The organism is Chrysiogenes arsenatis DSM 11915, assembly GCF_000469585.1.
Taxonomy (GTDB): Bacteria; Chrysiogenota; Chrysiogenetes; order Chrysiogenales; family Chrysiogenaceae; genus Chrysiogenes; species Chrysiogenes arsenatis.
Window position 1 is genome coordinate 41,452 of the sequence record NZ_AWNK01000011.1, and the last position, 25,793, is coordinate 67,244.

The following is a 25,793-nucleotide window of genomic DNA, read 5'->3' on the forward strand; positions in this document are numbered from 1 at the left end:
CATTATGACGCAACCTTTTCATGAAAATCACCACGACCTCCTCGCTCTGCTTCAGAATATCACTATCGCACACCACATTCCGGGTCGTATCCGCCTGAAGCTACGCGGCAAACTTCCCACATGGATCGCCGAAAATCCGCAAGCGGTTCGCACGAAAATGACCACTCTCTGCGGGATTGTTGACGTGAAAGTGAATCCGATTGCCGCTTCGGCAACCATCACCTATCACCGTTCGCCGGAGATCTTTGCGTTGTTCGAGCAACTGCATCATGGACAGGCGGAACCGCTGCTTGATTATCTCACTCGTAGAGGAGGGGCATCATAATGGACAACTCGCACACTTCCCCTGACATGAAAAGCGCTTTACAGATCGCGTGGGAGGATGCAGCGCAGAGCGCCAGCTGGTACAGAGCTATGGCCGAGGCGTACACGAGCAGCGAGCCGTTTGTAGCGCTTTGGCAAAGCCGCCAGCAGCAGGTACAAGCGCTTGCCTGGGCGATGGAATACGCCGCGCTGGCCGCCCCTGCCCCCACAAAAACGCCAGTCAAAACACTCCCACCCACGCAACTGGAATGCTTGGAAGTTGCCGTTGTGCACGAAAACGCCACGGTGCGTCTCTACGAATCGCTTCTCGACACCGTGGACGAACCTACACTACGCGATACACTTTTCCAGATTCAGGCCACCTTGCTTCAGCACCATATTCCAGCGCTACGGCGCGCGATAAGCGAAACACAGATTCCCGACCCCGTCGCCGTGTTTGAGGAAATACAGCAGACAGTGCTGCGCAAAAATCCAGCAGAATGGGCGGGTATGTTGACCGGACAAAATGGCTCGTTTCTCAGCGGATTGCTTTTAGGCGCCGCCGCGCTAACGATCTTGAGTAAACAGAATACGTCGCAAGACGACGAAAGGAGCGAATAATGGCATATCATTTTCTGATTGGTGCGGTCGTGGGGGCAGCTTCGATACTGCTGCTGAAAAACCGCAAGACCAAAGAGATCGTCGACAAAGGGAGCCGGATCGTTAAGGAGAACATCGACACTGGTGTGCGCGCTGTTCAGGCAACGGGCGCCTGTATTCGTGAAAAGATGCAGGAGATGGAAAAAGCCACGCCTGCACTTGAGCCCAACACAGAAGAAGTTATCGCGGATGGAGAAATGCATGTCGAAAACGAAGCCCCAAAGCCCGTTCGTCGCCGCCGCAAACCCGACGAAGCCTAAACGCCTGAACGCGGTTGATGCGTTCTTTGCCGGGGCGCTCAGCCACGCACTGCTGGCGACCGTGCAAAGAAACAGTGTGCACCAGCTGTTTTATCCACAGCACATCGTGCGCCGCGGCCTACAGGGTGGCATTGCCATCGGGTGTGGTGCCGCCGCGTACAACCACTTTTCCGAAAAACAGACCGCCGAAGGAATTGCCACCATCGCGGCGGGTGCTCTTGCCATGTGGCTGACCGAAAAAATATAAGAGGAGAGTTTATGTCAGATCGCAACCAACCGTTTTTTGGCGCTAATCGCCCCAATAATGACGACTATTTCCGTCACCAGAATCCCTATCTGCAGGGTGGACAGTATGGCGCACAAAACGGGTTCATGAATCAGGCCAAGTCGGCACTCTTTGGTGGCAGCCAGAGCGACCGCTTTATCAAAGGACTTCTGATTGGTGCCGCCGCCACGTTTTTGCTCACCAACGAAAAAGCGCAGCAAGCGATTATTAAAGCAGGTGTTACGCTGTTTTCTCAGGTGGCTTCTTCCGTAGAAGAGTTAAAGGAAAAAGTTGAAGATGCCCGCGCCGAAGCGGAAGAACAGCGGATGGCGCACGAAGAATAATGGGGCTGTTCACCGCACTGCGTATTGTTCACCAGACACGCTTTCGCATTCGCCTGCGCTATCAGACCAGCGGTGCTTTCAACGTCAGTTCACTCAAACGGCTGCTGGAAGTCAAACCGGGCATTCAGCGGGTGGAATTTGGTGTCCATAATCCCACCATCCGCATTTGTTTTGCGCCGGACGAATACCATGCCGATACCGTGCTGGCCTTACTTTTTTCCATTCAGGAAGAGACCTTTACGGCGCTGACACCAAGCAACGCCGTCGCACAACTGCCCGTGCACAGCATTGCAAAGGGGGTCGCGGCTTGGGTGGCAACTCCACTGCTGCCGCTGGCACTCCGTCCATGGTTTACCTTTTTTGCCTGCTGGGCGGTGATTTGCGCGGGCGCAAAACAGCTTTTGCGTCGTCGAGTGACCTCGGAGTCAATGGAGGCAGCAGCCGTTCTCATCTCTATTGGTCGTCGAGATTTCACAGCGGCACACGTCACCAATCTGCTGATTTCGCTGGCAGAATATATCGAACACCGCATCGAACGCCAATCCGACGAACTTCTGCTATCGCTGGTACAGCCGGAAGCCGAAAAAGTCTGGATCCGCAAGGATGGTGTCGATATCCAAGTGCCTGCGGAAAACGTGCTGCGCGGCATGGTCGTCGTCGCTCAGGCTGGTGAAACCGTTGCCATCGATGGCCGAGTGCTGGAAGGCGAAGCGCTGATCAATGAAGTTTCGCTGACTGGCGAAGCGGTTCCTGTTGCCAAAGGGCGCGGCGACCGTGTCCTTTCCGGCACACTCGTCGAAGAAGGTCGACTGCACGTTTACGCCGAACAAGTAGGGCGCGACCGCGTTGCATACCGCATTGCACAGTATGTGGAAAGTTCGCTGCAATCGAAGTCGAATACCCATCTAGAGGCGATCCGCATGGCCGATCGTCTGGTGCCGTTTTCCATCGGGCTGGCAAGTACTGGGTATTTGCTGAGTCGTGACCTGTCGAAAGTTGCGGCGGTGTTGCAGGCCGATTACTCCTGCGCCCTCAAACTCGCGACGCCAGTGGCGTTCAAAGCAGCGCTCTATAAGGCCGGAACGCACCATATCCTTGTTAAAAGCGCCAGCGCACTGGAAAAGCTGGCGCAAGCCGATGTGTTCATTTTTGATAAGACTGGCACGCTGACATCTGGCGACATGGAAGTCTACTGCTCGTTCTCGCTTGATCCGGCATGGACGAGCGACGAAATCCTCCGCCTTGCCGCTTCGATCGAAGAGCACTACTTCCATCCCATCGCGCAGGCCGTGGTCAAAGCCGCGCAAAGTAACGGTGCCATTCCGCACCACTTCCACCACAGCGAGGTAGAATTTATCGTCGCGCATGGCGTGATGGCGTATGTTGACGGCAAAAAAGTCGTCATTGGCAGCCGCCATTTCTTGGAAGATGACGAGCAGATTTGCTTTGCTGGTCACACGGCGATGATCGACGAAGCACGCCAGAACGGCCTTACCCCGCTGTATATCGGTTATGATGGGCGCCTCTTGGGAATTATCTGTCTGAAAGACGAACTGCGGCCACAAAGCAAAACACTCCTCACGCGTCTGAAGCAGATGGGTGTGCGCAAAACGATTATGCTGACAGGCGATCGGCGCGAAAAAGCCGAAGAAATCGCCGCAACCCTTGGTTTTGATGAATGCTACGCCGAACTGCACCCCAATGAAAAAGCCGCCATAGTGGAAAAACAGAAACAAAACGGTGAGCATTGCGTTTTTATTGGCGATGGCATCAACGATGCGCCAGCACTCTCTCTAGCCGATGTTGGCATCGCCATGCAACGGGGCGCCGATATCGCTCGCATCAGTGCTGATATTGCCCTGCTGAGCGACGACGTGCTCCTGATTACCGATGTGCTGGCACTGGCACGCCAGACCCTTACGAGAGTCAAAAATAACTACCATCTAACGATCGGTCTCAACAGTATTATCATGCTGCTAGCCGTGATGGGACGCCTTTCGCCAGTAGCCACAGCCGTGCTGCACAACGGTACGACAGTGGGGATTTTGCTGAACGCCGCGCTGGGCGCGCGCATACCACAACCAAAAGCGTAACGAGAGGCACCATGCGTGCGCTATCACTCGCCAAACAAAAAGAATTGGCCAAGACGGGAATGATCATTACGATGGGGGCGACGCTGGTGACGGCGTGTTTCATGAAAGGCAAAGCTGCCAAGCGATTGCATGTCGTGGCGGGGATTGGGCTGGTGGGGTTTTCGATCTGGCACCATCGGTTGTATCAAGCGCCCAAAATTGTTGCCGCCAAAAGTGAGCAGGACGTGCCATCTGATGCTGCTAATGTAGATAAGTGGAGCGCGTCCACGTAAGTTGTTGCTGTTCTTTCTTTTGGCACCAAAAGAAAGAACCAAAGAAAAGTGCCCTCGCGCTTTTGCTTCCCCTTCGCCTTGCTNGCCTGCCTCGGAGATCTGGCAGAATGTCCATCCATGGACAACTGCCAGACTGGCCACATCCTGTGGCCACCCCTGCGGGGTCTAGCCGAGCAGGCGTCGCAGCGCAGGGGCAAAAGCTTACCGAGGGGAAACGACGGCATTCACGCGATGCAGGAATGACGCTGATGAGTGATAGTTGCATTTGCTGTTGATATGCGGAAAATGAAAAGCTATGCTCCGCTAAATTGTGTGCGTCGAATACACAGCGCGCAGAATACGATCCTTTTATTGGAAAGTACGACTTCCCTGAGGTGTTCATGAAACTGGTCACGCCTCCGCTTATTGTTGACGATCTTGATGGTTTTAAGAAAGATGCACTGCAACGCAAAGCATTTGGCGAGGCATTAGCGAACTTGGTAGTGCGCTCAACGGACGAACTTGTTCTATCGATTGACGGTAAGTGGGGCGAAGGGAAAACCACGTTCGTAAAAATGTGGCAAGGTCTCCTGAAAGAAAAAGGGGTTCCGAGTATCTACATCGACGCTTTTCAGAATGACTACACAGAAGATGCTTTTATTTCAATCGCCAGTGCAATTACTTCCTATGTGGATCAGCATTCAACCGAGGTAGAGAAATCTCGTTTTAAAGAAAATGCCAAGAAAGTCGGCGTTCGCCTTCTCTCATGGACTGCAAAAGTAGGCATTAAGGCTGCCACGCTCGGTGTCATCAAGGAATCTGATATTGACGCGCTGACAGCAATAAGCGAGGACGTTGCCACCAGCACATCAGAAACGATTGCCAAGCTGGTTGAAGAGCGATTGAACGCTCACTCTCAAGAAAATAAACTGATTCAATCCTTCAGGGAATCTTTATCGGAAATACCCACAACGCTAGCAGGTAACAAGAGCGGTCGCCTGGTTATCATTGTCGACGAGCTTGATAGGTGCAAACCCCCTTTTGCGGTTGAAGTCCTTGAAAAGATAAAGCATTTGTTTTCTGTAAAAAATGTTGTTTTCGTTCTTGTGATGCACAAAGAGCAACTGGAGGAGGCTATCAGGTGCGTGTACGGCAATAACATCGATGCACACACGTATCTTCAAAAATTTATCAATATTGAGACGGCTATCCCTAAAAGGGTCGTTGAACGATACCGCAACGGTGATGATTTAGAAGTGTATAGCAAAGAGCTGCTCAAGCTCCATGAACTGACAGTGTGGAGAGATCAGCGAGAGATTCTTGATTGCCGGGTCTGTCAATAATTTTGTGTAAGTAGCGGCAGACATCAATTTTGCATTGGCACCCTCCCCTCAAAGAAAATACAAAACTGATTAAGAGCCGCTTTCCAGTCTCTGATCGGCATTGTCCACTTCTTTGAAATATTGCGTAATGCCATATAAAAGAGCTTGAATATTGCTTCGTCGTCGGGAAATGCCCCACGGTTCTTGGTTACCTTGCGCAGCGAGTGGTTTAATGATTCAATGGCATTGGTGGTGTAGATTGCCTTTCTGATATCGGGCGGATAGTTGAAAAATGGGATTATTCGCTCCCAGTTGCGGCGCCATGATTGACTGACCATTGGATGAGTGGCATCCCATTTTGTCTCAAATTGTTCAAGATTCCTCCGCGCCTGCTCTTCTGTTGGCGCGGCATAAATTTCTTTCAAGTCGGCGGCCATCTGTTTGCGCTCTTTCCATGCCACAAAATTCAAGCTATGTCTGACCATATGTACTATGCAGGTTTGCACTTGAGTGTTCGGATAAGCGGCTTCTATAGCTTCAGGGAAGCCTTTTAAGCCGTCAACGCAAGCTATGAAAATATCCTTAACTCCACGGTTTTGTAGTCCGTTAAGAATACTAAGCCAGAACTTTGCCCCTTCATTTTCGGCGATCCACATGCCAAGAACTTCCTTTTGTCCCTCCATGGTGACAGCCAACGCGAGATACACTGCTTTGTTGATAATGTGTCCGCCTTGTCTCCCTTTCACCCTGATAGCATCCAGATAAACAATGGGGTAAACTTCATCAAGGGGACGGTTTTGCCATGATTTCACATCGTCAATCACAGCATCGGTTACTTGGGATATTAAGGTGGGGGAAACCTCCACTCCATACATCTCTTCTAAGTGAACTTGAATGTCCCGTGTACTCATGCCCAGCGCGTACATAGAGAGGATTTTATCGTCAAAACCATGAAAGCGGCTTTGACCTTTGGGGATAATTTTTGGCTCAAAACTGGCGTCGCGGTCACGGGGAACATTGATCTGAAGCTCACCAAACTCACCACTAATGGTCTTTGGATATTTGCCGTTGCGTGAGTTTCCAGCCTGCTTGTCTGACTTTCCATGTTTGGCATAGCCAAGATGGTCAGTCATCTCTGTCTGCATTGCACGCTCTACAAGTCGCTTCGTTAACTCTTTGAGTAGACCGCCTTCGCCTACAAGATCTTCAGGCTTTTTATAGTTGGCAAGAAGCTGGTCGAGAAGTTCATCGGAAATGGCCATAGGATACTCCTTGAGATATGATCAGAATGGTATCGTAAATGGCCACTTACACAAAATATTTTACACACTCTGATTGCCTCGTCCCTCTTGCTCGACACTTTAATCTATCATTGCGGCAGCTTGAAAAGGTCTTTACAAACTTGACTCTCATCTACAGCACTTCAGAGAAAAACGAATTTATGCTGACCCCTCTTATTGCCTTTATCTGTGTAGTGAAAGTAGTCAAACCAAGCATTTATACCAAACTTCTGTTGGGACAGATATCGTATAGCAATCTCTGTAAAGAAATTGAGATAGGAACGCTGAGCGAAAACGATAAACATCAGCGAAAGCTAATTATTATTATGCATTGGCTTCGATACTCTTTACTCACCGAGGACGAATACAGAACTGTCGCTGAAGGTGATCCCATCTTGCGGTATAATCAGACCCTTTATGGTGCCAATAGAGATAGAGAAGATCTACTCCCGTTCTTCTGTCAAAAACTCAGTATGTTCACGGTAAATTAACTCATAATAAATTCCAAAGACACTGGGCGGGCATCCCCCATCACTCACCCTTCCTGCTGGAGGTATTTCAGCCATCCTTCCGCCTGTCGTCTGACTTTTCCAAATCGGCGTGCCTGCCCAAACGCATCGCGCGCTTCGGCCATGTTCCCTTCTGAATACGCGGCCATGCCTAGCAGAATCAGCGCTTCGGATTTTGTCCGTTCGTGTTCGCTGCGTGCGGCGCGTTGTAAATGTTCGCGTGCGGCGTGCCATTCCTGTTGCTGCACCAGCATACGTCCAAGTTTCAGGCTGGTTTCGTGTCCGGCACCGTGCTCAAGGGCTTTGTGAAAGGCCTGAGTTGCCGTTCCCATTTCGCGGGCATGGAACCAGATGTCGGCGAGTTGTTCGTAGTGTTTGGCATCGGAAAGGACAATCCCGCGTTCCAGCGCGTCGCTCAGTACGCGCGCGGCTTTGTGTGGTACGCCGGCATGAAGGTAGAGTTGCACGGCGTAGCGGATATCCGACTCTTCGCGCAGCAGTCCGTTATGGTAGGCGGTCGAAATGGCGGCGACGGCTTTCTGTCGCTCCTGTGTGTTCAAATAGGTTGATGTCAGCTGCATCCAGTAGTTTTTATTGTTGGGATAGTGCTCGATAACGAGCGGGAGCCATTGTTTGAGGCTGGCGTGATTTTCCGTGCCTTGCAATGCCAGAATAAGCATTTGATACCATGATTCTTCGGGACGACCTTCCACGCTGCGCAGTGCGGCTTCGATCTGCGTGGCGGCGGCGGCAAATTGCTGAGCGCCAAGAAAGATCCAGGCGGCCTGAATTTGCTGTGCTGGAGTTGGCGTGGGATAGTGTGCCAGCCAGGTTGTTATCCGTGCGGCGGCTTCTTTCTGTCGGCCAACGCTCGCTAGCAGTTGCGCCACGTTATAGAGTATTTGTTGCTCGGCGGAGCTTTCCAGCGCGCCAAGCGCCAGCACCTGCTCAAAGGCTTGCAGCGCTTCGGCGTGTTTTCCAGTTTCGTTCAGGATATATCCTTTAAGCTGCAACGCGGTTGCCAGTGCGTAGGGTTCTTTGGCGTGGGCACTCAGGATAGCATCAAGTGCGCTGTGCGCTTGTTGCCACTCTGATTTCTGCACCAGTTCTTGCGCTTTGGCGAGTGCTTGAAAGGCAGCAGGCGATACGGAAGAGGCATATGCCGGTGTCAACAACAGGCAAGCGAGCAGGGTAAGCAAAAGCGTGCGGTATCGCATCATATCAGCGCTCCAAGTTAAAGTTGATCGTGATGGTGGCGTGGGCGGCTACGGTGTGGCCGTCGATTTTCTGCGGATGGAATTTCCAACGGCTGAGGGCGCGCGAGGCTTCGTGATCAAAAATGCCGCGTCGCGGGCTGGCTTCGATAACGCGCACATCGCGCACGTTGCCATCTTCAGTAATCACAAATGCCAGCTTCACCCAGCCAGTTGTGCCATCCATCAGGGCACGGCGCGGATACATGGGCGGCACTTGCGACACGGGTGTGAGTGGTTGTGAATACGCCATCATGCCGCTTGCCATTGTGGGCAGGCCTGCCATTGCCAGGTTGGGGCTGAAATGCGGGCGCGACAGGTTCATTTGTGGTGTGCGCGGTGCATTCATCTGCGGTGCTGGCGTCGATACGGCTTCGAGTTGCGGCAAAGGTTCCTGTTCTGGTGGTTTGGGCGGTTTGCGTTTGCGCTCTGGGATTGGTGGCGGAACGTCATCAATGCGGATAAAATTCATTACCATCCGTTGCCGCTCGGCGTTCAGGTTGCCTGCATCGCGATTGACCATGCTGGTCATCATCCAAAAAAGTCCGAGTGCTACCAGCGAGGCGCACCCGAACGCGGTGCTGTGGCGGACGAGTGCGTTTGTCATGGTTTACTCGCGGCGATGGCAACATTCAGTACGCCAGCCTGACGTACCTGATCCATCACTTCAACCAGAATGCCGGTGCGCGAGGCTTCGTCGGCCTGAATCACCACCGCCCCTTCGGGGTTTTCTGCCCGTAGTCGTTCAATGTTGGCACGTACTGCGCGCAAATCTACCTGCCGTTGGTCGATCCAAATTGCGCCGGTTTCCGAAACGGCAATCATAATGTTGCCGCGTTCCTGACGTTCGGCGCTGGCGGCGGCGGGGCGATTGACTTCAATCCCAGCTTCTTTGACAAACGACGTGGTGACGATAAAGAAAATCAACATAATAAACACCACGTCCATCATGGAGGTCATGTCTATTTCTGCGGATTCGCGTTCGGTCATTCTATTTCTGCGTCGCATAGTGTTCCCCTAAATTTTTTCCTTGTTCATCTGCCGGTTACATGGCAATGCAACCCTGGAATTTTTGCTAATGTCTGCGAAAGGACATCGGCAGCTTTTCGCGCTTTGTGCTCGCTGGCTCGTGCCAGATCAATGCTGAAAAACAGCCCAGAAAGTGCGACCACTAAACCGCTCATGGTGGGGATGGTCGCCATCGACACGCCAGAAGCAATGGCGCGTGGATTACCGGTTCCGCTGAATTCCAGCACTTCAAAGACCTGAATCATGCCAACGACGGTTCCCAGCAACCCCAGCAGTGGGCACATGGCAATCAATGTGCGGATCAAAAAAACCGATCCGCCAAGTTGATGGCGCAGTCTGGCAACATCCATCTGTTGGATTTTGCGTGCCAGCCAGATATCGGTCAGCGTTGTGTTTTCCCACTGCGCCCGTAACGCGGCAAACTCCTGCGGAAAAACACGCCAATGATACCAGTACCGCTCTAAAATCAATGTCCAGAGCGCCACCGCCACGATCAGAATGGCCCAGAGCACGTTGCCGCCAGCGTCGATGTAGCTGCTGATGGCAAAGAGTGCGTCAGCCATGTGCGTACCCTGTCCGTTGTTTGGCCATGTGTTTGGCGAGCAGGCCGGCGCCCTGTTCTTCCATCACGTTCACCAAATAGCGGCTTTTAGCGGAGGCAAGGTTATGCAGAAACAGAAGCGGAATGGCGACGACCAACCCCAGCGCGGTTGTAACCAATGCCTGAGAAATCCCGCCTGCCATGAGTTGCGGATCGCCGGTGCCAAAGAGCGTGATCGCCTGAAAGGTTTCGATCATCCCGACAACCGTTCCCAACAGCCCCAGTAGCGGCGCAACGGCTGCCAGGATTTTAATCGTGGTCAGCCCCCATTCCAAACGGGGAATTTCGCGCAGGACTTCTTCGTCCAGTTTGACTTCCAACGTTTCGGCGTCGATGGCGCGGTTTTGTTCATACAGCGACAGAATGCGCCCCAGTGGGTTGTCAGTCGTGATGGCCTCGCTCCCCATTTGATGCTTCATCCGCTGACCAACCACAAACAGCCACGAATAACGGGCAAGAAAGAGTACAAGGCCGAAAATACCAAGAGCGATGATGATCATCCCGATTTCGCGTCCCTGATGGATGCGTTCCAGCAGCGATGGAGACTGAACGAGCTGGGACAGAATCATACCGCGTGAGGGATCGACAGCAAACATCACGGTTTGCCCCGCTGCGGCATTCTCCAATGTTTGAGCTTGCTTCAAATGACGGCTCTGGGGTTGACGCGGAAGTTCCACAAACTGATTGCGCCCCTCGACATGGCTCAGATATTTCCCATCAGCCACGGCGTTAAAAGCGCCGATACGCAGAATATCGCCGGCGCGTTTGCGTCCGTCTGGAGCAACAATTTCGCTTGGCATGCGTTGCACTTTGCCGGAGTCGGCCATTTCCTGCAGTGCGGTAATCCAGAGTTTTTCTATTTCTTCGATGGATGGCAACACGCGGCTATCGCCGAGTTGTTTGATAAATTCCAATGCCTGCGACTTATCGGCCATCGCCAGCGATGCCAGATACTGCGCGTAGTAGTCGCCTGCATTTTGGCGCACCACACCGAACACTTCGCCCAAACTCCCTTGATGCTGCCGCAGAGATTCTTCCAGTATCATCAGCGCTGCTTCATTCGCTTCATAGCTTTTCGTCAAACGCGCCTGACGCTCCTGTTCGCGCTGAAGCTGCTGTTTGGCTTCGGCGACTTGCTGGCGAGCCGTTGCCAAATCGCTGGAAAACTTCTGTTCCCGCTCTGCATTCATTTGCTTTTCACTCAGCGACTGCCGCTGCACTTCTTTGAGAAACAAATCAAGCGTCGCCCCGGCAGAAGCCATGCCCGCAAGGAGCGGTATGATGATCAGGAGGCTGGCGATTTTTTGGAAAATAAAACTCATGGTTGCACCCCGGAAACCATCACGGGAAGTTCGATCAACTGTGGTGCTGCCTGACGCTTTGCCATGCGAATCCCTTGGCGAATGGCGCGCAGGTAGTCATCATCCAGCGCTTCCCACTGCTGCTTTTCGCGATTCCACTGGCCGCTCTCACGGTGATCGATGGTCTGATACACGTAGGCCAAACGACCCACACGGAGAAACTCCACATTGCGCAGCTGTCCGCCAAGATTCAATTCACCTTGGTAGCTTTCAATCGTGCGGCTGTACTCCGACTCTTTTTGATAGGCGTCCATAATTTGGCGGAACTTGGCCGCAACATCGACATCAGGGCGACTCATGAGTGCGCGTAAACCCTGCAGCCGCGCCGCCCGTTCATTATGCTGAAAAGGGATATCGCGCTCGATAAACCCTTCCAACGCGTCAAGCATACGCAACATCAGCGGAACAATTTCCCGCTGCGTTACCTGAACATTCGCAATCTGCTGCTCTAGCGAAGCTATTTCGCCAATCTGCGCTGTCACCATCGCGTCCAGGTTTCCGTTGAAAAGCTGCAAACTCTCCGTCTGGCGGCGCATATCCTGATACTGACGCAGTAGTCGTGCCGCTTCTTCGTCCATCGCATCAACTTTGTTCTGAGATACCCTTCCCTGTTGAATCGTGGCCTGTTCTGTTTCGATAACGTGCTGTGTCGATGTGGCAAAGAGCGGTGACGCTCCAAGGCTGATAATACCTGCAATGGCGCTAAAACTGCCTATCTGCCGGTGTACCCACCGTTGCGTACGGCGCCTGCTGTGCTGATGGAAGCCATTCACAAAACTCACTCCTTCTTTGATCGTGTGTGTCATTTGTTTTTCCGAATACAGAACCATAGCTTCCCATAAAAAGAATGGTGCTATGTAAAAGATTAGCCCTACTTAACAATAATGACTTTACTTCGTCAAGGAATTTAAGGTGCATCTTATGAATTTTTATGAAATGCGATTATTTTGGGGATGTGGATGTTATTTCTGGAGTATTCAAAGCGTGATGAGANCCACAGGAGGGGAATTTTTGCGAAATACTAGGTGATGGTCAGCGGATCTACGTATCCTTACGGCATTACCACCTTCTGCCCCGACTGCGCCCAAGCGACAATCCCACCTACCATGTTGTACACGTTATCAAATCCCTGCTGACGCAGCAGACGAGCCATCTGTCCGGTGCGGTTTCCGGTGCGGCATGTCAGAACAATCTTTTTGTCGCGTGGCAGTTTGTCCAGATTATACTGGATCTGCCCCATTGGAAGGTGAATAGTGCTGGGAATATAGCCCTGCTGCCGCTCAATATTTTCGCGAATATCCAGCAAAACCACATTAGGGTCGCTCTGGATCAGCGCTACTGTTTGCTGAACTGAAATATCCGTTGCGTTTGCCACTGTCGTAAATACCCCCAGAATACAACTTATGCAAAAGAATTTGCGAATGCGGGAAATCAATTGAATCATGCGTGCTCCTCTTCGCGATAAATCCGTAATTTTCTGGCGAAAATCACCTTTCGTTCTTACTGGCCAAAAACGATACTAATTCGTCTTTTTCGCCACAAAATAGCACTGGTTTGCCAGCGTTTTCCATTTGATAGTCGTACATCGGATCATAGTACGTTACCAAAAGGAGTTCCACCCACGCCGCATGGTGTTGGAGTTCGCCGTTTTTTTTCTGCTGCTGCAAGGCGGCGTCAAACAGATCAAGCACGTGTTGGTAACGCGCCATACCAAGTCGTTTGCGAATACGGAAAAATGCCTGACGTAGCGTGTCCACCCAGCGCGAATCTCCTTCGTCGCCGTACTGTTCACGGTACTGTTTCAACGCAAGTTCCACATATTCGGCAAGTGTCCGTTCGACCCGCTCAGCCAGCGGCGCTTCCAAAATCACCCGCGGAGCCTGACGCAGCACAGTATAAAAAGGTGCAGGAATACTGAGCGATCCGATATTCTGGCATTCATCTTCAAACACCAGCGACGTATGGCCTTCGTGCAGTTTTTTGATGAGTGCCGTCGCAAGCTGGTTTTCAAAATCAATCGGACACGGCTGAGGCGTCAGGTGTTTTCCGAAGGCCGAGCCGCGATGATGTGCAATCCCTTCCAAATCGATTCCGTTCGGCAACTGTTGCAGCACTTCGGTTTTACCCGAACCGGTACGACCTGCGATTACAATCGGGGTAATGGTCTCTGCAAACAGTGCTGGTACAACGTGCTCCAATTGCTCTATCAGAAAACGGCGAAAGGCTTTGTACCCACCGCTCAGGCGCGGGATAACCAATCCGGTGCTTTCATACAACCATTGCTGGGAAATCTTGGAGCGCATACCACCGCGAAAACAGTACAACATGGCGTTATCGTGCTGTCGAAAAAAGTCTGCCCACGCGGCGATGCGCGGAGCGCGAACCTCTTCGTTCACCAAGCGGTGACCGAGGGCGACCGCTTTGGCGTGCCCTTCGTATTTATAGCAAGTTCCGACCATGCGCCGTTCCTGATCGTTCATCAGCGGAAGGTTCACCGCATGCGGAAACGCCCCTTTGCCAAATTCGATCGGCGCACGCACGTCGATCAAAGGGATATTTTCAAGCACAATCCGCCGAAAATCGGCGGTTGTCGGCAGGTGTGGTGCCATTTACGGCTGCACCGTAACAAGATATTCGCCCTGTGTGGTGGTTCTTCCGATTGGCTGCAATGTAAATCCTGCGCCCTGTGCAACGGCGAGAAACTCAGCAACACTGGCCGATTCGACAGCGACTAGCAGACCTCCAGATGTTTGCGGATCACACAAAATCGCGCGTTGCTCGTCGCTGAGCGGCGTAACTTTCGCGCCATAACTCTGGAAATTACGCTTCGTTCCACCGGGTACACAACCGAGTGCCAGATAGTCGCGCACGTGCGGCAATACGGGGACGCACGAAAAATCAATCTGTGCTGCCACACCGCTCCCTTCGCAAATTTCGATCAAGTGACCCAGCAGACCAAACCCGGTGACATCGGTCATCGCACGCACGCCAGCAAGGCGCGAAAACTCTCTGCCCGCCGTGTTCAGCGTACACATGGCATCAATGGCGACTTGCAGATGGCCGTCAGCGATTTTTTTCTGCTTTTGTGCGGTGGTAAGAATGCCAATACCCAATGGTTTCGTCAGGAACAGCTCACAGCCCTCCGTCGCGGTATCGTTGCGTTTCAAGCGACTGGTTTCTACGGTGCCTGTCACCGCCAACCCAAAAATCGGCTCCTGTGAATCAATGGAATGCCCACCCGCCAGCGGAATGCCCGCATCACAGCACGCCGCGCGACCACCATCTATCACCTGTGCTCCAATTTCTGCGGAGAGCTTGGCAATTGGCCAGCCGAAAATAGCTATCGCCATCAGTGGTTGCCCACCCATAGCATAGATATCACTGATCGCATTCGTGGCCGCGATGCGCCCAAACGTAAAAGGATCATCAACAATCGGCATAAAAAAGTCCGTCGTACTCAATACGGCGGTGCCGTTCCCCAGATCAAACGCGGCGGCGTCATCTTTGGTTTTATTTCCCACAAGAAGTGCAGGAAATGGGGCTATATCCATCGAAGTGTGGAGAAACTCTTCTAAAAGTGCTGGAGCAATTTTGCAACCACAGCCGGCACCATGGCTAAATTCCGTGAGTTTTATCGATTCCATGACAACCTCCAGTTTCAATGGCTGGAAAAATACCATGATCCCGACGTACAAAGAAACGGGCATTTTGGTTTCAGGAAAATACCTCTCGGTAGATGGCACGAAGGAGCGAGGCATTTTTTCTTGCAAATCTCATCGACAAACCACAGGGAGGTATCTATAATCGGTCGTTGGTTTGACCTATTTTTACATATGTGAGTGACGGCTGAAATTTTTCACCCGCGAACAATAAGGAGTATTAGGCAATGAAGGGATATGTTGTTTTGGCCGATGGCCGTTGTTTTGTCGGTAAAGGTTTTGGATACGAAGGGATCAGCGATGGCGAAGTCGTATTTAACACGAGCCTGACAGGATACCAGGAAATCCTTACCGACCCTTCCTACGCTGACCAGATTATTACCATGACCTATCCCATGATCGGCAATGTCGGCACTAATGCCGAAGATATGGAAGCCGATACGGTTTTTGCGAAGGGCTTTATTGTCAAAGAATATGTTGAAACACCGTCGAATTTTCGTGCCGAAGAATCGCTGGGAGCATTCCTCACGCGCTGGAAAATCCCCGGCGTTTCCGGTATTGATACGCGCGCATTAGTGCGCCATATTCGTACGCGCGGCGCCATGCCGGGTGTGATTGCCACGGGCGAGCACGATATCGAAGCGCTACGCCAACGTGCGGCGGCCGCTGCCGTGATGGTTGGCAAAGATTTGGTGCAAGCGGTGACGTGTCAACAACCATACCAATGGAAAGAAGGAATTTGGGAAATTGGTCGTGGCTATAAAAAGCCCACCACCACTGGCGATATCCGCCTTGCCGTTTACGATTTCGGCGTCAAGCGCAATATGCTCCGCCTTTTGGTGGAATATGGTTTTGATGTCACGGTTTTCCCTGCCACTACCCCTGCGCAAACCATTCTTGATGGCAAATTCGACGCGCTCTTCCTCTCCAATGGCCCCGGCGATCCAGCAGCCGTCACCTACGCCCATCAGGCGGTTGCCGCGCTAGCTGGTAAGTTGCCGCTCTTTGGTATTTGCCTTGGACACCAAATTACCTGTACCGCGCTGGGCGGATCGACCTTTAAGCTCAAATTCGGGCATCGTGGCGGCAATCAGCCGGTCAAAGATCTCAAAACTGGCAAAGTAGAAATCACCGCACAGAACCACGGTTTTGCGGTCGATGCGACGACATTGCCTGAAGGGGTAAAAGTGTCGCACATTAACCTGAACGACCAAACGGTTGAAGGGATTGAGCACGAAGCGATGTCGCTCTTTACCGTGCAATATCACCCCGAAGCCAGTGCTGGGCCACGCGATAGTGAATATCTCTTTGCCCGCTTTGTCGATGTGATCCGCGAGTCGCAACGTTCGGCATAATATTTTGAGTATTTTCGTTACAGGAGGCTTTTGCACATGAAACGACTTGCCATTCTTTTTCTCGCACTGACTCTTGGTAGTAATGTGCTGGCGCGTGAACTTGATTTTGTCACCGCTTTTTCGCTGGCACTCGAAAACAATAAAGAGATTTTGTTGCAGGAAGTCGCCCAGCGCAAAGCCGAATTAGGCGATATAAAAGCGCGCGCTATCATGATGCCAAGCTTAACGGCCAACCTTGGGTATCAACAACGCGAACATGGTTTTTTGCAAAATAGCAGTTCGACCACCTCACCCAATGATTCCTACAACACACGCTACTTGAATGCGTCGCTGTCGCAACCGATTTATACGGGCGGACGTGCCGCTGCGGAACGGAGTAAGGCGACCCACGTGCAGGTTGCTTCGGCCTATCAGGTAACTGCCGCGCAGAAATCGATATACCTTGCGCTGGTTTCACTGTTTGCCGATATCCGTCAAGCAGAAGCTATTGCTGCGGTTAACCGCGCCAACATTGAACGGCTCGAAGAGCACCTGAGCAAGTCGCGCATCCGTTTTGAAGTCGGCGAAGTGGAAAAAACGGTTCTCTTGCAAAGTGAAATGGCACTCAGCCAAGGGCGTGCCGATTATCAGGCCAGCCTGAATACGTTACATCTGCTTGAAGTTCGCCTTGGCAATATCGTCGGCATTGCTAGCGATATTACGTTAGTTGGCGAAATTCCGCAGCCCGCCACTTTACCCGAAACGATTGATGATCTGTTGCGTCTAGCAAACGAGCACCGCGACGATCTGAAAGCCGAGCAGGCGATGCTTGACTTCACCAACGAAGATCTGCGCGTACAAGTCAGCAAATATCTCCCGACAGTACGAGCGGGGGTTGATTACCGCAACAATACCATTGATGGGGTCGGCCAGCGTGCCGGCACCAGTGAAGGTGACGACATTACCTTTATGCTGAACCTTGAGTTGCCTATTTTTGAAGGGGGAACGCGCGTCGCCGATTACCGCGAAGCGAAATACAATATCATCGAGCGTTCTCACCGCATTTTGCAGCTCAAAGAGCAGATCCGTTTTGACGTCCACCAGTCCGTTTATACGCTCGATACCTTGTCGCACCGCCTGCGCGAAGCACAAAGCCGCATTACGTTAGCCGAAGAAAACTTACGCATGGTACGCCTGCAGTTTGAAGTTGGCGAAGCGACGAACCTTGATCTGCTCGACGCCATCGTAAACCTGAAAAACAGTGAACTTGACCTTGTCATCAACGAATTTGATCAGCGTAAAAATCAGTTTATTCTGATGCAAGCGATTGGCACTATTGGAGCTGAACTGATCCCATGAAAATTCACGTTCTCCCCGATGAAGTCATCAATCAGATTGCAGCGGGGGAAGTTGTTGAGCGTCCGTTAAACATTGTCAAAGAATTGGTGGAAAACTCGCTCGACGCCGGAGCAACCGATATTGACGTTGCAATCTGGCAGGGTGGAAAAAGCCGTATCCGTGTGATAGATAACGGATGCGGCATGGCGAAACACGATCTCCTTTTGAGTGTTGAACGGCACGCTACCAGCAAGATTTCCGTTTTTGACGACCTCTCTCGACTCGGTACGATGGGCTTTCGCGGTGAAGCCCTGCCGAGCATTGCCTCTGTCAGTCGCTCAACCCTCACCTCGCGTGAGCCACACAGCGATTCGGGCTATACCTTGCATATTCACGGCGGCAAAATCATCCAACTCGCCGAAGTGGCCGCCAATCCCGGCACAACAGTCGAAATTGCTGCGCTGTTTTTCAACATTCCGGCGCGCAAAAAATTCCTCCGCACAACATCAACCGAACAACAACTGATTGCCTATGCGCTGGAAGCCTTTGCACTGGCACATCCAACCGTGGCATTCCGTTTTGAAGTGGACGATGCTCCCAGCTTGCTCTTTCCCATTGCTAGCGAAACGCAACGCATTCAGCAAGTGTTAGGGCGGGAAAATGCGCGCAACCTAGCTTTTGGCGAAGCGCACAGCGAACATGGATCGGCGCGGGGGTATTTTTCGCGCCCCGATAGCACCCGTTCACGACGCGACTTACTCTATTGTTTTGTCAACCGCCGCATCGTAAAAGATAAGCTGCTCAGCACCCTACTGATGCGCTGCTACGAACCGTACATCCCAAAAGGGCGTTTTCCCTTCGGAGCGCTGTATATTGATATTGATCCGGCACTCGTCGATGTCAACGTGCATCCAACAAAAACCGAAGTCCGATTTTTCAATATTTCTGCCATCGAAGCACTCTTGCAAGAAGCCTTTCGTACTGCGCTTGCGGGGAGCGAACAACAGCCCCTACACCCTGCGCTGCCATCGACTTCAGTATCAACTCCCGCTCCCCACAGCATGGAACCAACGCCCACCCGGACGGTGCCAACAAGAACTGCGCATCAACCTCTGCACCGTGAGCACACTGTGCCTGTTGCAACAACACCAGATCGCGTGGCACACCGCGAACACCTCTACCAGACCGCACCAGTAATAGACACACCATCACCCATACAAGAAACCATTGGCGATGCTGAACAACTGACGATTTACGGACAATTCGCCGATTCGTTTGTCATTGCAGAATATTGCGACGAGTTGATCCTCGTCGACCAACACGCCGCCATGGAACGGATTAACGTCGAAGAGCTGGAAAACCGTTATGCAGAAGAAACCATCCCAGCACAACCACTGTTATTCCCGCACCGTTTGCCACTATCAGCCGCACAACAGCGGAGTTTAGCTGGCCACCAAACGTTGCTTGGTCAACTCGGTTTTACAGTTGAAGTGATCGAAGATACCGCATGCCTGATTGCCGCTCCAGTTGGTATCCCGTCAGAACAGGCCATTGATACGGTTGTCGAGCTCTGCGATTTACTCGGCAAGAGTAAAGGGCACAGCGAAACCTCCTTGGCAGAATTTCGCGCACACGCCTTGCGCACGATGGCGTGCCACCGCAGTATCAAGGCAGGAAAAACCCTTTCGCACCAGCAAATGCACGAATTACTGCAACGCCTTTTCCAGTGCCGCTTTCCCTACACCTGCCCACACGGTCGGCCTATTATTCTGCGCTATTCACGGGAGCGGTTATGTCACGAATTCCTCCGGTCATAGCCCTCATCGGGGCAACGGCAGTTGGTAAAACCAACCTTGCGATAGCCTTAGCCAGAGCTATCGGCGGTGAAATTATCGGCTGTGATAGTCGTCAGGTTTACCGTTCCCTTGATATTGGAACCGGCAAACCGAGTGCCGCTGAACTCGATGGCGTCACGCACCATATGCTCGATGTTGCTGGGCCGAACGAGCACTATACGGCGCAACAGTATATCGATACGGTACGCCCGTTGCTAGCTTCGCTTCAAACACAACAGATTCCCGCCATCATTACCGTTGGCACGGGAATGTATTACGAAGCACTCATCTATGGGCTGCTGACCGCTCCGGCCGTTGATGATGAAACCAGTGTCACCGCGCGCGCGCACGTGGCCGCCGATAGCAGCGCCGTATATGCGCTCATTCAACAGCATGACCCCGCGAGCGCCGCTCGTATTGCGAGCAATGATCCCGCGCGGATTACCCGCTGGTTAGAGGTTTTTCTGGCAACCGGGCAGCCGATGGAGGCGTTTTTTTCTGCACCGCGCACACCACTTCTGCCGGTCACCGAGTTTCGACTTGAACGCCCCCGCCCTGAATTATATGCCCGAATCAATCAGCGAGTAACACTTATGGCGCAAAGCGGTTTGCTCGAAGAGGTCAAACACGCGATTGAAATCGGATACGATTTTGAGCGGGTAAAGGTTGTAGGATACACAGAATTACTCCCCGTTCTCGCTGGCGAACTACCGCTGGAAAAAGGGGTTGAAAAGATTCAACTCCATTCGCGGCGTTATGCCAAACGGCAATGCACATGGTTTCGTAATCGACTCGGAGGCGAGGTGCTCGACCTTGCCTCCGAAAACACAGCGCAACTCATCGCGGCCATTCTTGCACACCTCAAGAAAACTCCTTGAAAGCAAAGACGATTGCTTTTAAGATGCAAACAGTATTTGTTTTGTTATCTTTTTTTATTATCCCGTCGCTCCCGTCGGCGAACATTTTTTTGGGGGGTTTATGAGCAAAGGAATCAATCTTCAGGACGCTTTTTTGTTCGTTGCACGTCGCGACCGCGTACCCGTAACGATCTACCTGACGAATGGCGTGCGTATGACTGGCAGCATCGATTCGTATGATAGCTACATCATTATGCTCAAAGCTGACGATGGCATAAAAATGATTTATAAACACGCCATCAGTACCATTTGCCCGATGCGCCCCATGAGTATTCAGGACGCCAAACATGTTCCGGCGAAAAGCTGACCTGAAGAGTATGTATTCCGTCACTGGTGCTATCCGGCGATCTGTATGCGCATAACCGTCCTTGCCAGCGGATCAAAAGGGAATGCGGCCTTAGTGGAAACTGATTCGACCCGTGTGCTGATTGACGCTGGCTTGACGATGAAAGGGATTGAGCAGCGCCTAGAATCTATCGGCGTTGCTGCCAGTTCATTAAATGCGGTGGTACTTACCCACGAACATACCGATCACGTGCGCGGGATCGGCCCGCTTGCGAGGCGCTACCGGATCCCCGTCTATGCGACCGAAGGGACATTTTCGAGTGCTTTCGGGCTGACTGGGGATATCCCTTTAGCTCATGTGGTGCATAACGATGGCTCGCTGGGAATTGGCGATATTGGCGTAGACTTATTCAGTATTTCGCATGACGCCGCCGACCCCGTCGGGTTCCGCTTTACAGCAGATGGCCATTCGCTCTGCTACGTGACCGATACGGGGATATATACGAGCTTGATTCGCGAATATGCGCGTGATTGTCACGGCATTGTGATTGAGTCAAATCATGACGAAGAGATGCTGATGGAGGGGAAATACCCTTGGGCGCTCAAACAGCGCGTCCGTTCGCGCTTTGGGCATGTATCTAATCGTGAAGCAAGCCTGTTTTTGCAAGAAGTGTGGCAACCGGCGCTCCGTTTTGTTGTCCTTGCACACTTGAGTGCAGAAAACAACAGCCCCGCAGCAGCCTATACGCAAAATGCGCAAGTGCTCCAACATCTTGGCGGACACAACACCCGACTGTATGCCACACGGCAAGATGCCGTCGGCAGCACACTCTGGGTTTCGTAATATGGGTTTAGAGAAATTTGTAGGAGGCAACCATGAGCATGCAGGATAAAAAAGGGATTCTCCTCGAAAGCGGCACCAACGAACTGGAAATCATTGAATTTCAGATCAATAAAACACAGCCAGATGGTTCGATTAAAGTTGGACACTACGGCATTAACGTGGCGAAAGTGCGGGAAATCATTAAACCGCCACAAACCACCGATTACCCGAATGCCCACCCGTGCATATCTGGGATCTTCAACTTACGCGGCAAGCTCATCCCCTTGCTTGATCTCGCCCAATGGCTCGGCATCCCCTCCAACACTCCCGCAGCCGACAAGCGCGTGATTGTCACCGAGTTTAATCAGCTTTTTAATGGCTTTATGGTTGATAACGTCACCCGTATTTATCGCATGTCGTGGGAAAGCGTCGAAGCGCCATCGCAGTTTATGGAAACCGGCAATGACTGTGTGGTGGCCGTTGTCCGGTTGGAGAATCGCTTGGTGATGCTACTCGACTTTGAAAAAATCATCGCTGATGTCAACCCTGAAGCGAATAAGTACGATTTTGCCGAAGATACGCATGTCGGCCACGACGCCTCCACGATGGAACGGCGCGGACAACACACCGTCATGCTGGTGGACGACTCTTCCTTTATCCGCCGTATGCTAAATGAAACACTCCGTTCCGCTGGCTATCTTACCGTTACGGCTCAAAACGGCCTAGAAGCGCTTGAGCTTTTGCAGGACGAAGAAAACGCTTTGGTTGATTTACTCGTTACGGATATTGAAATGCCCGCAATGGACGGCTTCCATCTCATTAAACGGTTGCGCGAACAAGATAAATTCCGCGCGCTACCGATTATTGTTTTCTCTTCGATTATCAGTCCGGAAAATGCACGGAAAGCCGACGCAGTTGGTGCGAATGAAGCTATTACAAAACCTGAACTGAGTAAGCTCGTACAACGGGTCGACAGTTACCTCGGAATTTAGGTATGGGGCAATTTACCGACGAAGCCGCTGCACTGCACAACCTTGGAGTGTTGGCGCAGCGGTGGGGTATCGCCTTAGACGATCCATTCCTCGTCGATTTACGGCACAGAGCACTCACGTCATACGATGGCGATTTGTTCCTGAATAATCTGGAACGGCTGGTTGCCTCCCATCCTGATCGCTTTGACTCGCCACAGGTTCCTTATTTTCACGGTCGTTCGTTTGAAGCGCTCACCGCGCTGCTTTCCTCCAGTATTTTTATCCCAAAACTCATGCAGCGACACCCTGAATATATCGATATTGTTTTGGGTCGTCCGCGCCCCTATCCACGCCAACACCGCTATGAACAGCGCGATTTCTTGCGACTTGAATCCGAGATGGAAGGGATGGATGAAAGTGACTTCATGCAGCTCCTCCGTGGCTATCGCAACCAGAAAATGATCGAAATCGCCCTGCGGGAATTGCAAGGTGCTGATTCGCTGGAAGTGCTACTCGGCGATATTTCCATGCTGGCTGAAATTACGCTAGAACTTGCCTATCGTTACGGCTGGAAAAGTCTGGTTGCACTCTATGGCGAGCCGCACTACCTCGATTACCACGGCAAGAGTTTTCCCGCGAGTTTTGCCGTGATCGGGCTGGGAAAACTGGGCGGCACAGAACTGAATTACAGTTCCGATGTTGATATCATCTATCTGTACGATTCCTGCTATCAAGGAACGACCACCGGCGGCAAGCGCAAACCCATCGAAACGCACCAGTTTTTCGTCAACCTTTCCAAACTCATCACCCGTTATTTGGGCAATGTGACCGAAGACGGCTTTGTGTTCCGCGTTGATCTGCGTCTTCGCCCTGATGGTGACACTGGCGAAATCTGCCTTGGCCTGCAAAGCTACGAAAACTACTACGGTACCATCGGGCAAACATGGGAACGGAGTATGTTGATTAAAGCACGCTGCGTTGCGGGGTGCGACCAGCTTGTGACGCAATTTCGCACGATGGTGCGCCCGTTTGTGTTCCGCAAATACATGGATGAGAGTTCGATTTTAGCTATCCGCGAACTTAAAGAAAAAATCGATACAAAAGTACGCAAAAACCTCCATACCAATGTCAAACTCGGGCGCGGTGGTATTCGTGAAATCGAATTTTTCCTCTCCATCATTCAACTCCTGTATGGCGGAAAAGAACCGCGTTTGCGCCATCATTCCACCTTACGCTGTCTGGATATTTTTACCGAGTTGCACTACATCGAACGGCACGAAGCCGACGAACTCTGGCAATGCTACGAGTTTTTGCGCCGAGTTGAACACCGCATCCAGATGCACGACCAGCGGCAAAGCCATACCTTGCCCGACGATGAGGCATCGCAAGTACGCATCGCACGGCAAATGGGATTTGAAAGGCTCGCCGATTTTCTTGCCGAGCTGCAACGGATTATGGAGCGAGTGCACCAGCGATTTGCCACGCTTTTCCATTCTGACGACACCAATCACGAAGATACGCCGCTGGCGCAGGAAATCTTCTCCGGCAATTATTCGCGCGAAGAATTGGTGCCCATGCTGGCCGCTTTCGGTTTCGATAACCCACGTCAGGCTGCCAATAATGTCTATTCCATCTTGGAAAGATCACTCAAAATCAACACTGAATCACGCCGCTTGCGCGAAATATCCGGCACACTCCTCGAAAAACTCGTCGCTTCATCAGATGCCGACATGGCACTGACCCACTTTGAACGGTTCTATCACGCCGCTGCTGGGCGCGGCGGAGTACTCAAGCTTATTTATGATGTTCCTCAGGCACTTGATATTTTTATGCCCGTTTTCAGCGGCAGCCCGTATCTTTCCGCCCTCATCAACCGTCACCCGGAAATGGTTGATATTTTGGTGTCGCAACAGGAAAGCAGCCACTTGCCTACGCGCCACGAGTTGGAAGAGCGGATTGTCAAGCTCACCAGTCGTGCCGCAAGCGATATGGAACTTTTGCTCGACCAATTACGCTACTTCAAAATCACTGAATTTGTCCGTATTGCCTTTATGGAGCTCAGTGGCATTATCGACGTTTCCGCCTCCACTGCGGCACTTAGCCAGTTAGCTGATGTGATTGTCGACCGACTCTACCATGCACTGTACGCCGAGATGGTCATACGCTACGGCGAACCACGCACCGAAAGCGAAGCCCCATGCCCGTTTGCCATAGTCGGCCTCGGGAAACTCGGTGGTTGTGAACTTAACTACTCCAGCGATCTTGATTTGATTTTCCTTTACCAAGGGGCGGGACAAACAACTGGTGGAACACATGGCACCCTGCGGAATAATGAATTTTTCATCCGGCTTGTACAACGACTCATCAACGGACTCAGCGTCGCTACGACACACGGTGTCTGCTATAAAGTCGACGCCCGCCTACGCCCCAACGGCAATTCAGGCTCGCTTGTCACACCACTGGACGGCTTTATCAGTTACCACACTAACGCTCAAGCTATGACGTGGGAAAAGCAAATGTTGTTAAAAGCGCGGTTTATTTGTGGCGATGCCACACTCTATGCAACGTTTCAAAACTACCGCGATGAACACGTGCTCCTTGGTGCTTTTGGGGCGTCACAGTTCCGCGAAATTTACGACATGCGTCTGCGCATTGAACAGGAAAAAGGGAAAACCCGCGAGGGGTTTCACGATTATAAAGCTGGGCGCGGCGGCCTGATAGACATCGAATTCCTTTGTCAATGTGAACAGTTACACGGAGCGAGAGAAAATCCTTGGTTGCTTGAGATGACTCGTACCTTCGAAATAATTGATGCGCTCGCCGCGCTGCATGTGTGGGAAAAAGCGGATAGCGATAAAATCCGCGAACACTACCACTTTTTCCGTTCTTTAGAAAACATGCTGAAGATTTTTCAGGAAAACACCAGTTCGGCACTCGCCATGAACGGCGCAGCACATCACGCGCTCGCCGCCAGGATGGGATTTGGTAATAACGGTGGAGAGCGCTTTTTGAAGCACTACCGCACCGTTACTACCGAGACACGTGAGTTCTTTGAAAAGTATTTTGTGAAACTGATGGGAACATCGTAGAATACGAGCTA

27 protein-coding genes are annotated in these 25,793 nt (G+C 51.9%); 17 read left to right on the forward strand and 10 right to left on the reverse strand.

The genetic code is table 11. From position 1 onward, the window contains the following. Positions 1-4 precede the first annotated feature (4 nt). The 9 genes from P304_RS14885 to P304_RS14900 all read left to right on the forward strand — a co-directional run bounded on the left by P304_RS14885 (position 5) and on the right by P304_RS14900 (position 5,519). The gene (locus P304_RS14885; protein ID WP_034764983.1) at positions 5-325 is read left to right on the forward strand and encodes a hypothetical protein; all 321 of its coding nucleotides are present in this window, start codon (positions 5-7) and stop codon (positions 323-325) included. Beyond that, complete coding sequence (locus tag P304_RS0109220) at positions 325-924, forward strand: ferritin family protein (protein ID WP_027390315.1); 600 nt, start codon at positions 325-327, stop codon at positions 922-924. Before P304_RS14885 ends, P304_RS0109220 begins: the two co-directional genes overlap by 1 nt. After that, positions 924-1,223 carry a YtxH domain-containing protein gene (locus P304_RS0109225; protein WP_027390316.1) on the forward strand — a complete coding sequence of 100 codons (300 nt, stop codon included), beginning with the start codon at positions 924-926 and terminating at the stop codon, positions 1,221-1,223. The genes P304_RS0109220 and P304_RS0109225 overlap by 1 nt, the downstream gene beginning before the upstream one ends. Then, complete coding sequence (locus tag P304_RS0109230) at positions 1,165-1,470, forward strand: hypothetical protein (protein ID WP_027390317.1); 306 nt, start codon at positions 1,165-1,167, stop codon at positions 1,468-1,470. The genes P304_RS0109225 and P304_RS0109230 overlap by 59 nt, the downstream gene beginning before the upstream one ends. Positions 1,471-1,481: 11 nt before the next feature. Next, positions 1,482-1,832, forward strand: a complete 351-nt coding sequence (locus tag P304_RS0109235) for a YtxH domain-containing protein (RefSeq protein WP_027390318.1) — start codon at positions 1,482-1,484, stop codon at positions 1,830-1,832. Then, on the forward strand, positions 1,832-3,925 hold the full coding sequence (locus tag P304_RS14890) for a heavy metal translocating P-type ATPase (protein ID WP_034764988.1): 2,094 nt from the start codon (positions 1,832-1,834) through the stop codon (positions 3,923-3,925). Before P304_RS0109235 ends, P304_RS14890 begins: the two co-directional genes overlap by 1 nt. 11 nt (positions 3,926-3,936) lie before the next feature. After that, positions 3,937-4,197, forward strand: a complete 261-nt coding sequence (locus P304_RS14895) for a hypothetical protein (protein ID WP_034764991.1) — start codon at positions 3,937-3,939, stop codon at positions 4,195-4,197. A gap of 107 nt (positions 4,198-4,304) precedes the next feature. After that, positions 4,305-4,472 (forward strand): hypothetical protein, encoded by a 168-nt coding sequence (locus tag P304_RS17080; protein ID WP_160165048.1) that lies wholly within the window; start codon positions 4,305-4,307, stop codon positions 4,470-4,472. A 105-nt stretch (positions 4,473-4,577) separates the two neighbouring features. Beyond that, positions 4,578-5,519 (forward strand): KAP family P-loop NTPase fold protein, encoded by a 942-nt coding sequence (locus tag P304_RS14900; RefSeq protein ID WP_051321564.1) that lies wholly within the window; start codon positions 4,578-4,580, stop codon positions 5,517-5,519. A gap of 23 nt (positions 5,520-5,542) precedes the next feature. Here P304_RS14900 and P304_RS0109255 read toward each other — a convergent pair whose 3' ends face one another. The 10 genes from P304_RS0109255 to selD form a co-directional block, all read right to left on the reverse strand. Further along, positions 5,543-6,760 (reverse strand): IS256 family transposase, encoded by a 1,218-nt coding sequence (locus P304_RS0109255; protein WP_027389894.1) that lies wholly within the window; start codon positions 6,758-6,760, stop codon positions 5,543-5,545. Between the two features lie 553 nt (positions 6,761-7,313). Beyond that, positions 7,314-8,507: a tetratricopeptide repeat protein gene (locus P304_RS0109265; RefSeq protein ID WP_027390320.1), complete on the reverse strand. Its 1,194-nt coding sequence runs from the start codon at positions 8,505-8,507 to the stop codon at positions 7,314-7,316. Position 8,508: 1 nt separating this feature from the next. Then, a complete protein-coding gene (locus P304_RS16265) occupies positions 8,509-9,147 on the reverse strand; it encodes an energy transducer TonB (protein ID WP_051321565.1) in 639 nt (212 codons plus the stop codon). Next, positions 9,144-9,548 carry a biopolymer transporter ExbD gene (locus tag P304_RS0109275; protein ID WP_027390321.1) on the reverse strand — a complete coding sequence of 135 codons (405 nt, stop codon included), beginning with the start codon at positions 9,546-9,548 and terminating at the stop codon, positions 9,144-9,146. Before P304_RS0109275 ends, P304_RS16265 begins: the two co-directional genes overlap by 4 nt. 26 nt (positions 9,549-9,574) lie before the next feature. Next, positions 9,575-10,132 carry a MotA/TolQ/ExbB proton channel family protein gene (locus P304_RS14910; RefSeq protein WP_051321566.1) on the reverse strand — a complete coding sequence of 186 codons (558 nt, stop codon included), beginning with the start codon at positions 10,130-10,132 and terminating at the stop codon, positions 9,575-9,577. Continuing rightward, positions 10,125-11,492 (reverse strand): MotA/TolQ/ExbB proton channel family protein, encoded by a 1,368-nt coding sequence (locus tag P304_RS0109285; RefSeq protein ID WP_027390322.1) that lies wholly within the window; start codon positions 11,490-11,492, stop codon positions 10,125-10,127. Before P304_RS0109285 ends, P304_RS14910 begins: the two co-directional genes overlap by 8 nt. Beyond that, on the reverse strand, positions 11,489-12,337 hold the full coding sequence (locus tag P304_RS14915; RefSeq protein ID WP_084417661.1) for a DUF3450 domain-containing protein: 849 nt from the start codon (positions 12,335-12,337) through the stop codon (positions 11,489-11,491). The genes P304_RS0109285 and P304_RS14915 overlap by 4 nt, the downstream gene beginning before the upstream one ends. Before the next feature lie 245 nt (positions 12,338-12,582). Continuing rightward, on the reverse strand, positions 12,583-12,975 hold the full coding sequence (locus tag P304_RS14920) for a rhodanese-like domain-containing protein (RefSeq protein ID WP_084417657.1): 393 nt from the start codon (positions 12,973-12,975) through the stop codon (positions 12,583-12,585). Positions 12,976-13,018: 43 nt separating this feature from the next. Next, positions 13,019-14,140 carry a tRNA 2-selenouridine(34) synthase MnmH gene (gene mnmH, locus P304_RS0109300; RefSeq protein ID WP_027390323.1) on the reverse strand — a complete coding sequence of 374 codons (1,122 nt, stop codon included), beginning with the start codon at positions 14,138-14,140 and terminating at the stop codon, positions 13,019-13,021. Next, complete coding sequence (selD, locus tag P304_RS0109305) at positions 14,141-15,175, reverse strand: selenide, water dikinase SelD (protein ID WP_027390324.1); 1,035 nt, start codon at positions 15,173-15,175, stop codon at positions 14,141-14,143. Between the two features lie 242 nt (positions 15,176-15,417). Here selD and carA point away from each other — a divergent pair, with 242 nt between their 5' ends. The 8 genes from carA to glnE all read left to right on the forward strand — a co-directional run bounded on the left by carA (position 15,418) and on the right by glnE (position 25,782). Beyond that, positions 15,418-16,545 (forward strand): glutamine-hydrolyzing carbamoyl-phosphate synthase small subunit, encoded by a 1,128-nt coding sequence (gene carA / locus P304_RS0109310; protein WP_027390325.1) that lies wholly within the window; start codon positions 15,418-15,420, stop codon positions 16,543-16,545. 36 nt (positions 16,546-16,581) lie between these two features. Beyond that, positions 16,582-17,883 carry a TolC family protein gene (locus tag P304_RS0109315; protein WP_027390326.1) on the forward strand — a complete coding sequence of 434 codons (1,302 nt, stop codon included), beginning with the start codon at positions 16,582-16,584 and terminating at the stop codon, positions 17,881-17,883. Further along, entirely contained in the window at positions 17,880-19,679 is a 1,800-nt protein-coding gene (gene mutL / locus P304_RS0109320; protein WP_027390327.1) for a DNA mismatch repair endonuclease MutL, read from the forward strand. Before P304_RS0109315 ends, mutL begins: the two co-directional genes overlap by 4 nt. Next, positions 19,655-20,575 (forward strand): tRNA (adenosine(37)-N6)-dimethylallyltransferase MiaA, encoded by a 921-nt coding sequence (gene miaA, locus P304_RS14925; protein ID WP_051321568.1) that lies wholly within the window; start codon positions 19,655-19,657, stop codon positions 20,573-20,575. Before mutL ends, miaA begins: the two co-directional genes overlap by 25 nt. 100 nt (positions 20,576-20,675) lie before the next feature. Continuing rightward, the gene (gene hfq, locus P304_RS0109330) at positions 20,676-20,921 is read left to right on the forward strand and encodes an RNA chaperone Hfq (protein WP_027390328.1); all 246 of its coding nucleotides are present in this window, start codon (positions 20,676-20,678) and stop codon (positions 20,919-20,921) included. A 45-nt stretch (positions 20,922-20,966) separates the two neighbouring features. Next, positions 20,967-21,743: an MBL fold metallo-hydrolase gene (locus tag P304_RS14930; protein ID WP_051321569.1), complete on the forward strand. Its 777-nt coding sequence runs from the start codon at positions 20,967-20,969 to the stop codon at positions 21,741-21,743. A gap of 32 nt (positions 21,744-21,775) precedes the next feature. Further along, entirely contained in the window at positions 21,776-22,714 is a 939-nt protein-coding gene (locus tag P304_RS0109340; RefSeq protein WP_027390329.1) for a chemotaxis protein CheV, read from the forward strand. Between the two features lie 2 nt (positions 22,715-22,716). Beyond that, on the forward strand, positions 22,717-25,782 hold the full coding sequence (gene glnE, locus P304_RS0109345; protein WP_027390330.1) for a bifunctional [glutamate--ammonia ligase]-adenylyl-L-tyrosine phosphorylase/[glutamate--ammonia-ligase] adenylyltransferase: 3,066 nt from the start codon (positions 22,717-22,719) through the stop codon (positions 25,780-25,782). Positions 25,783-25,793: the final 11 nt, after the last annotated feature.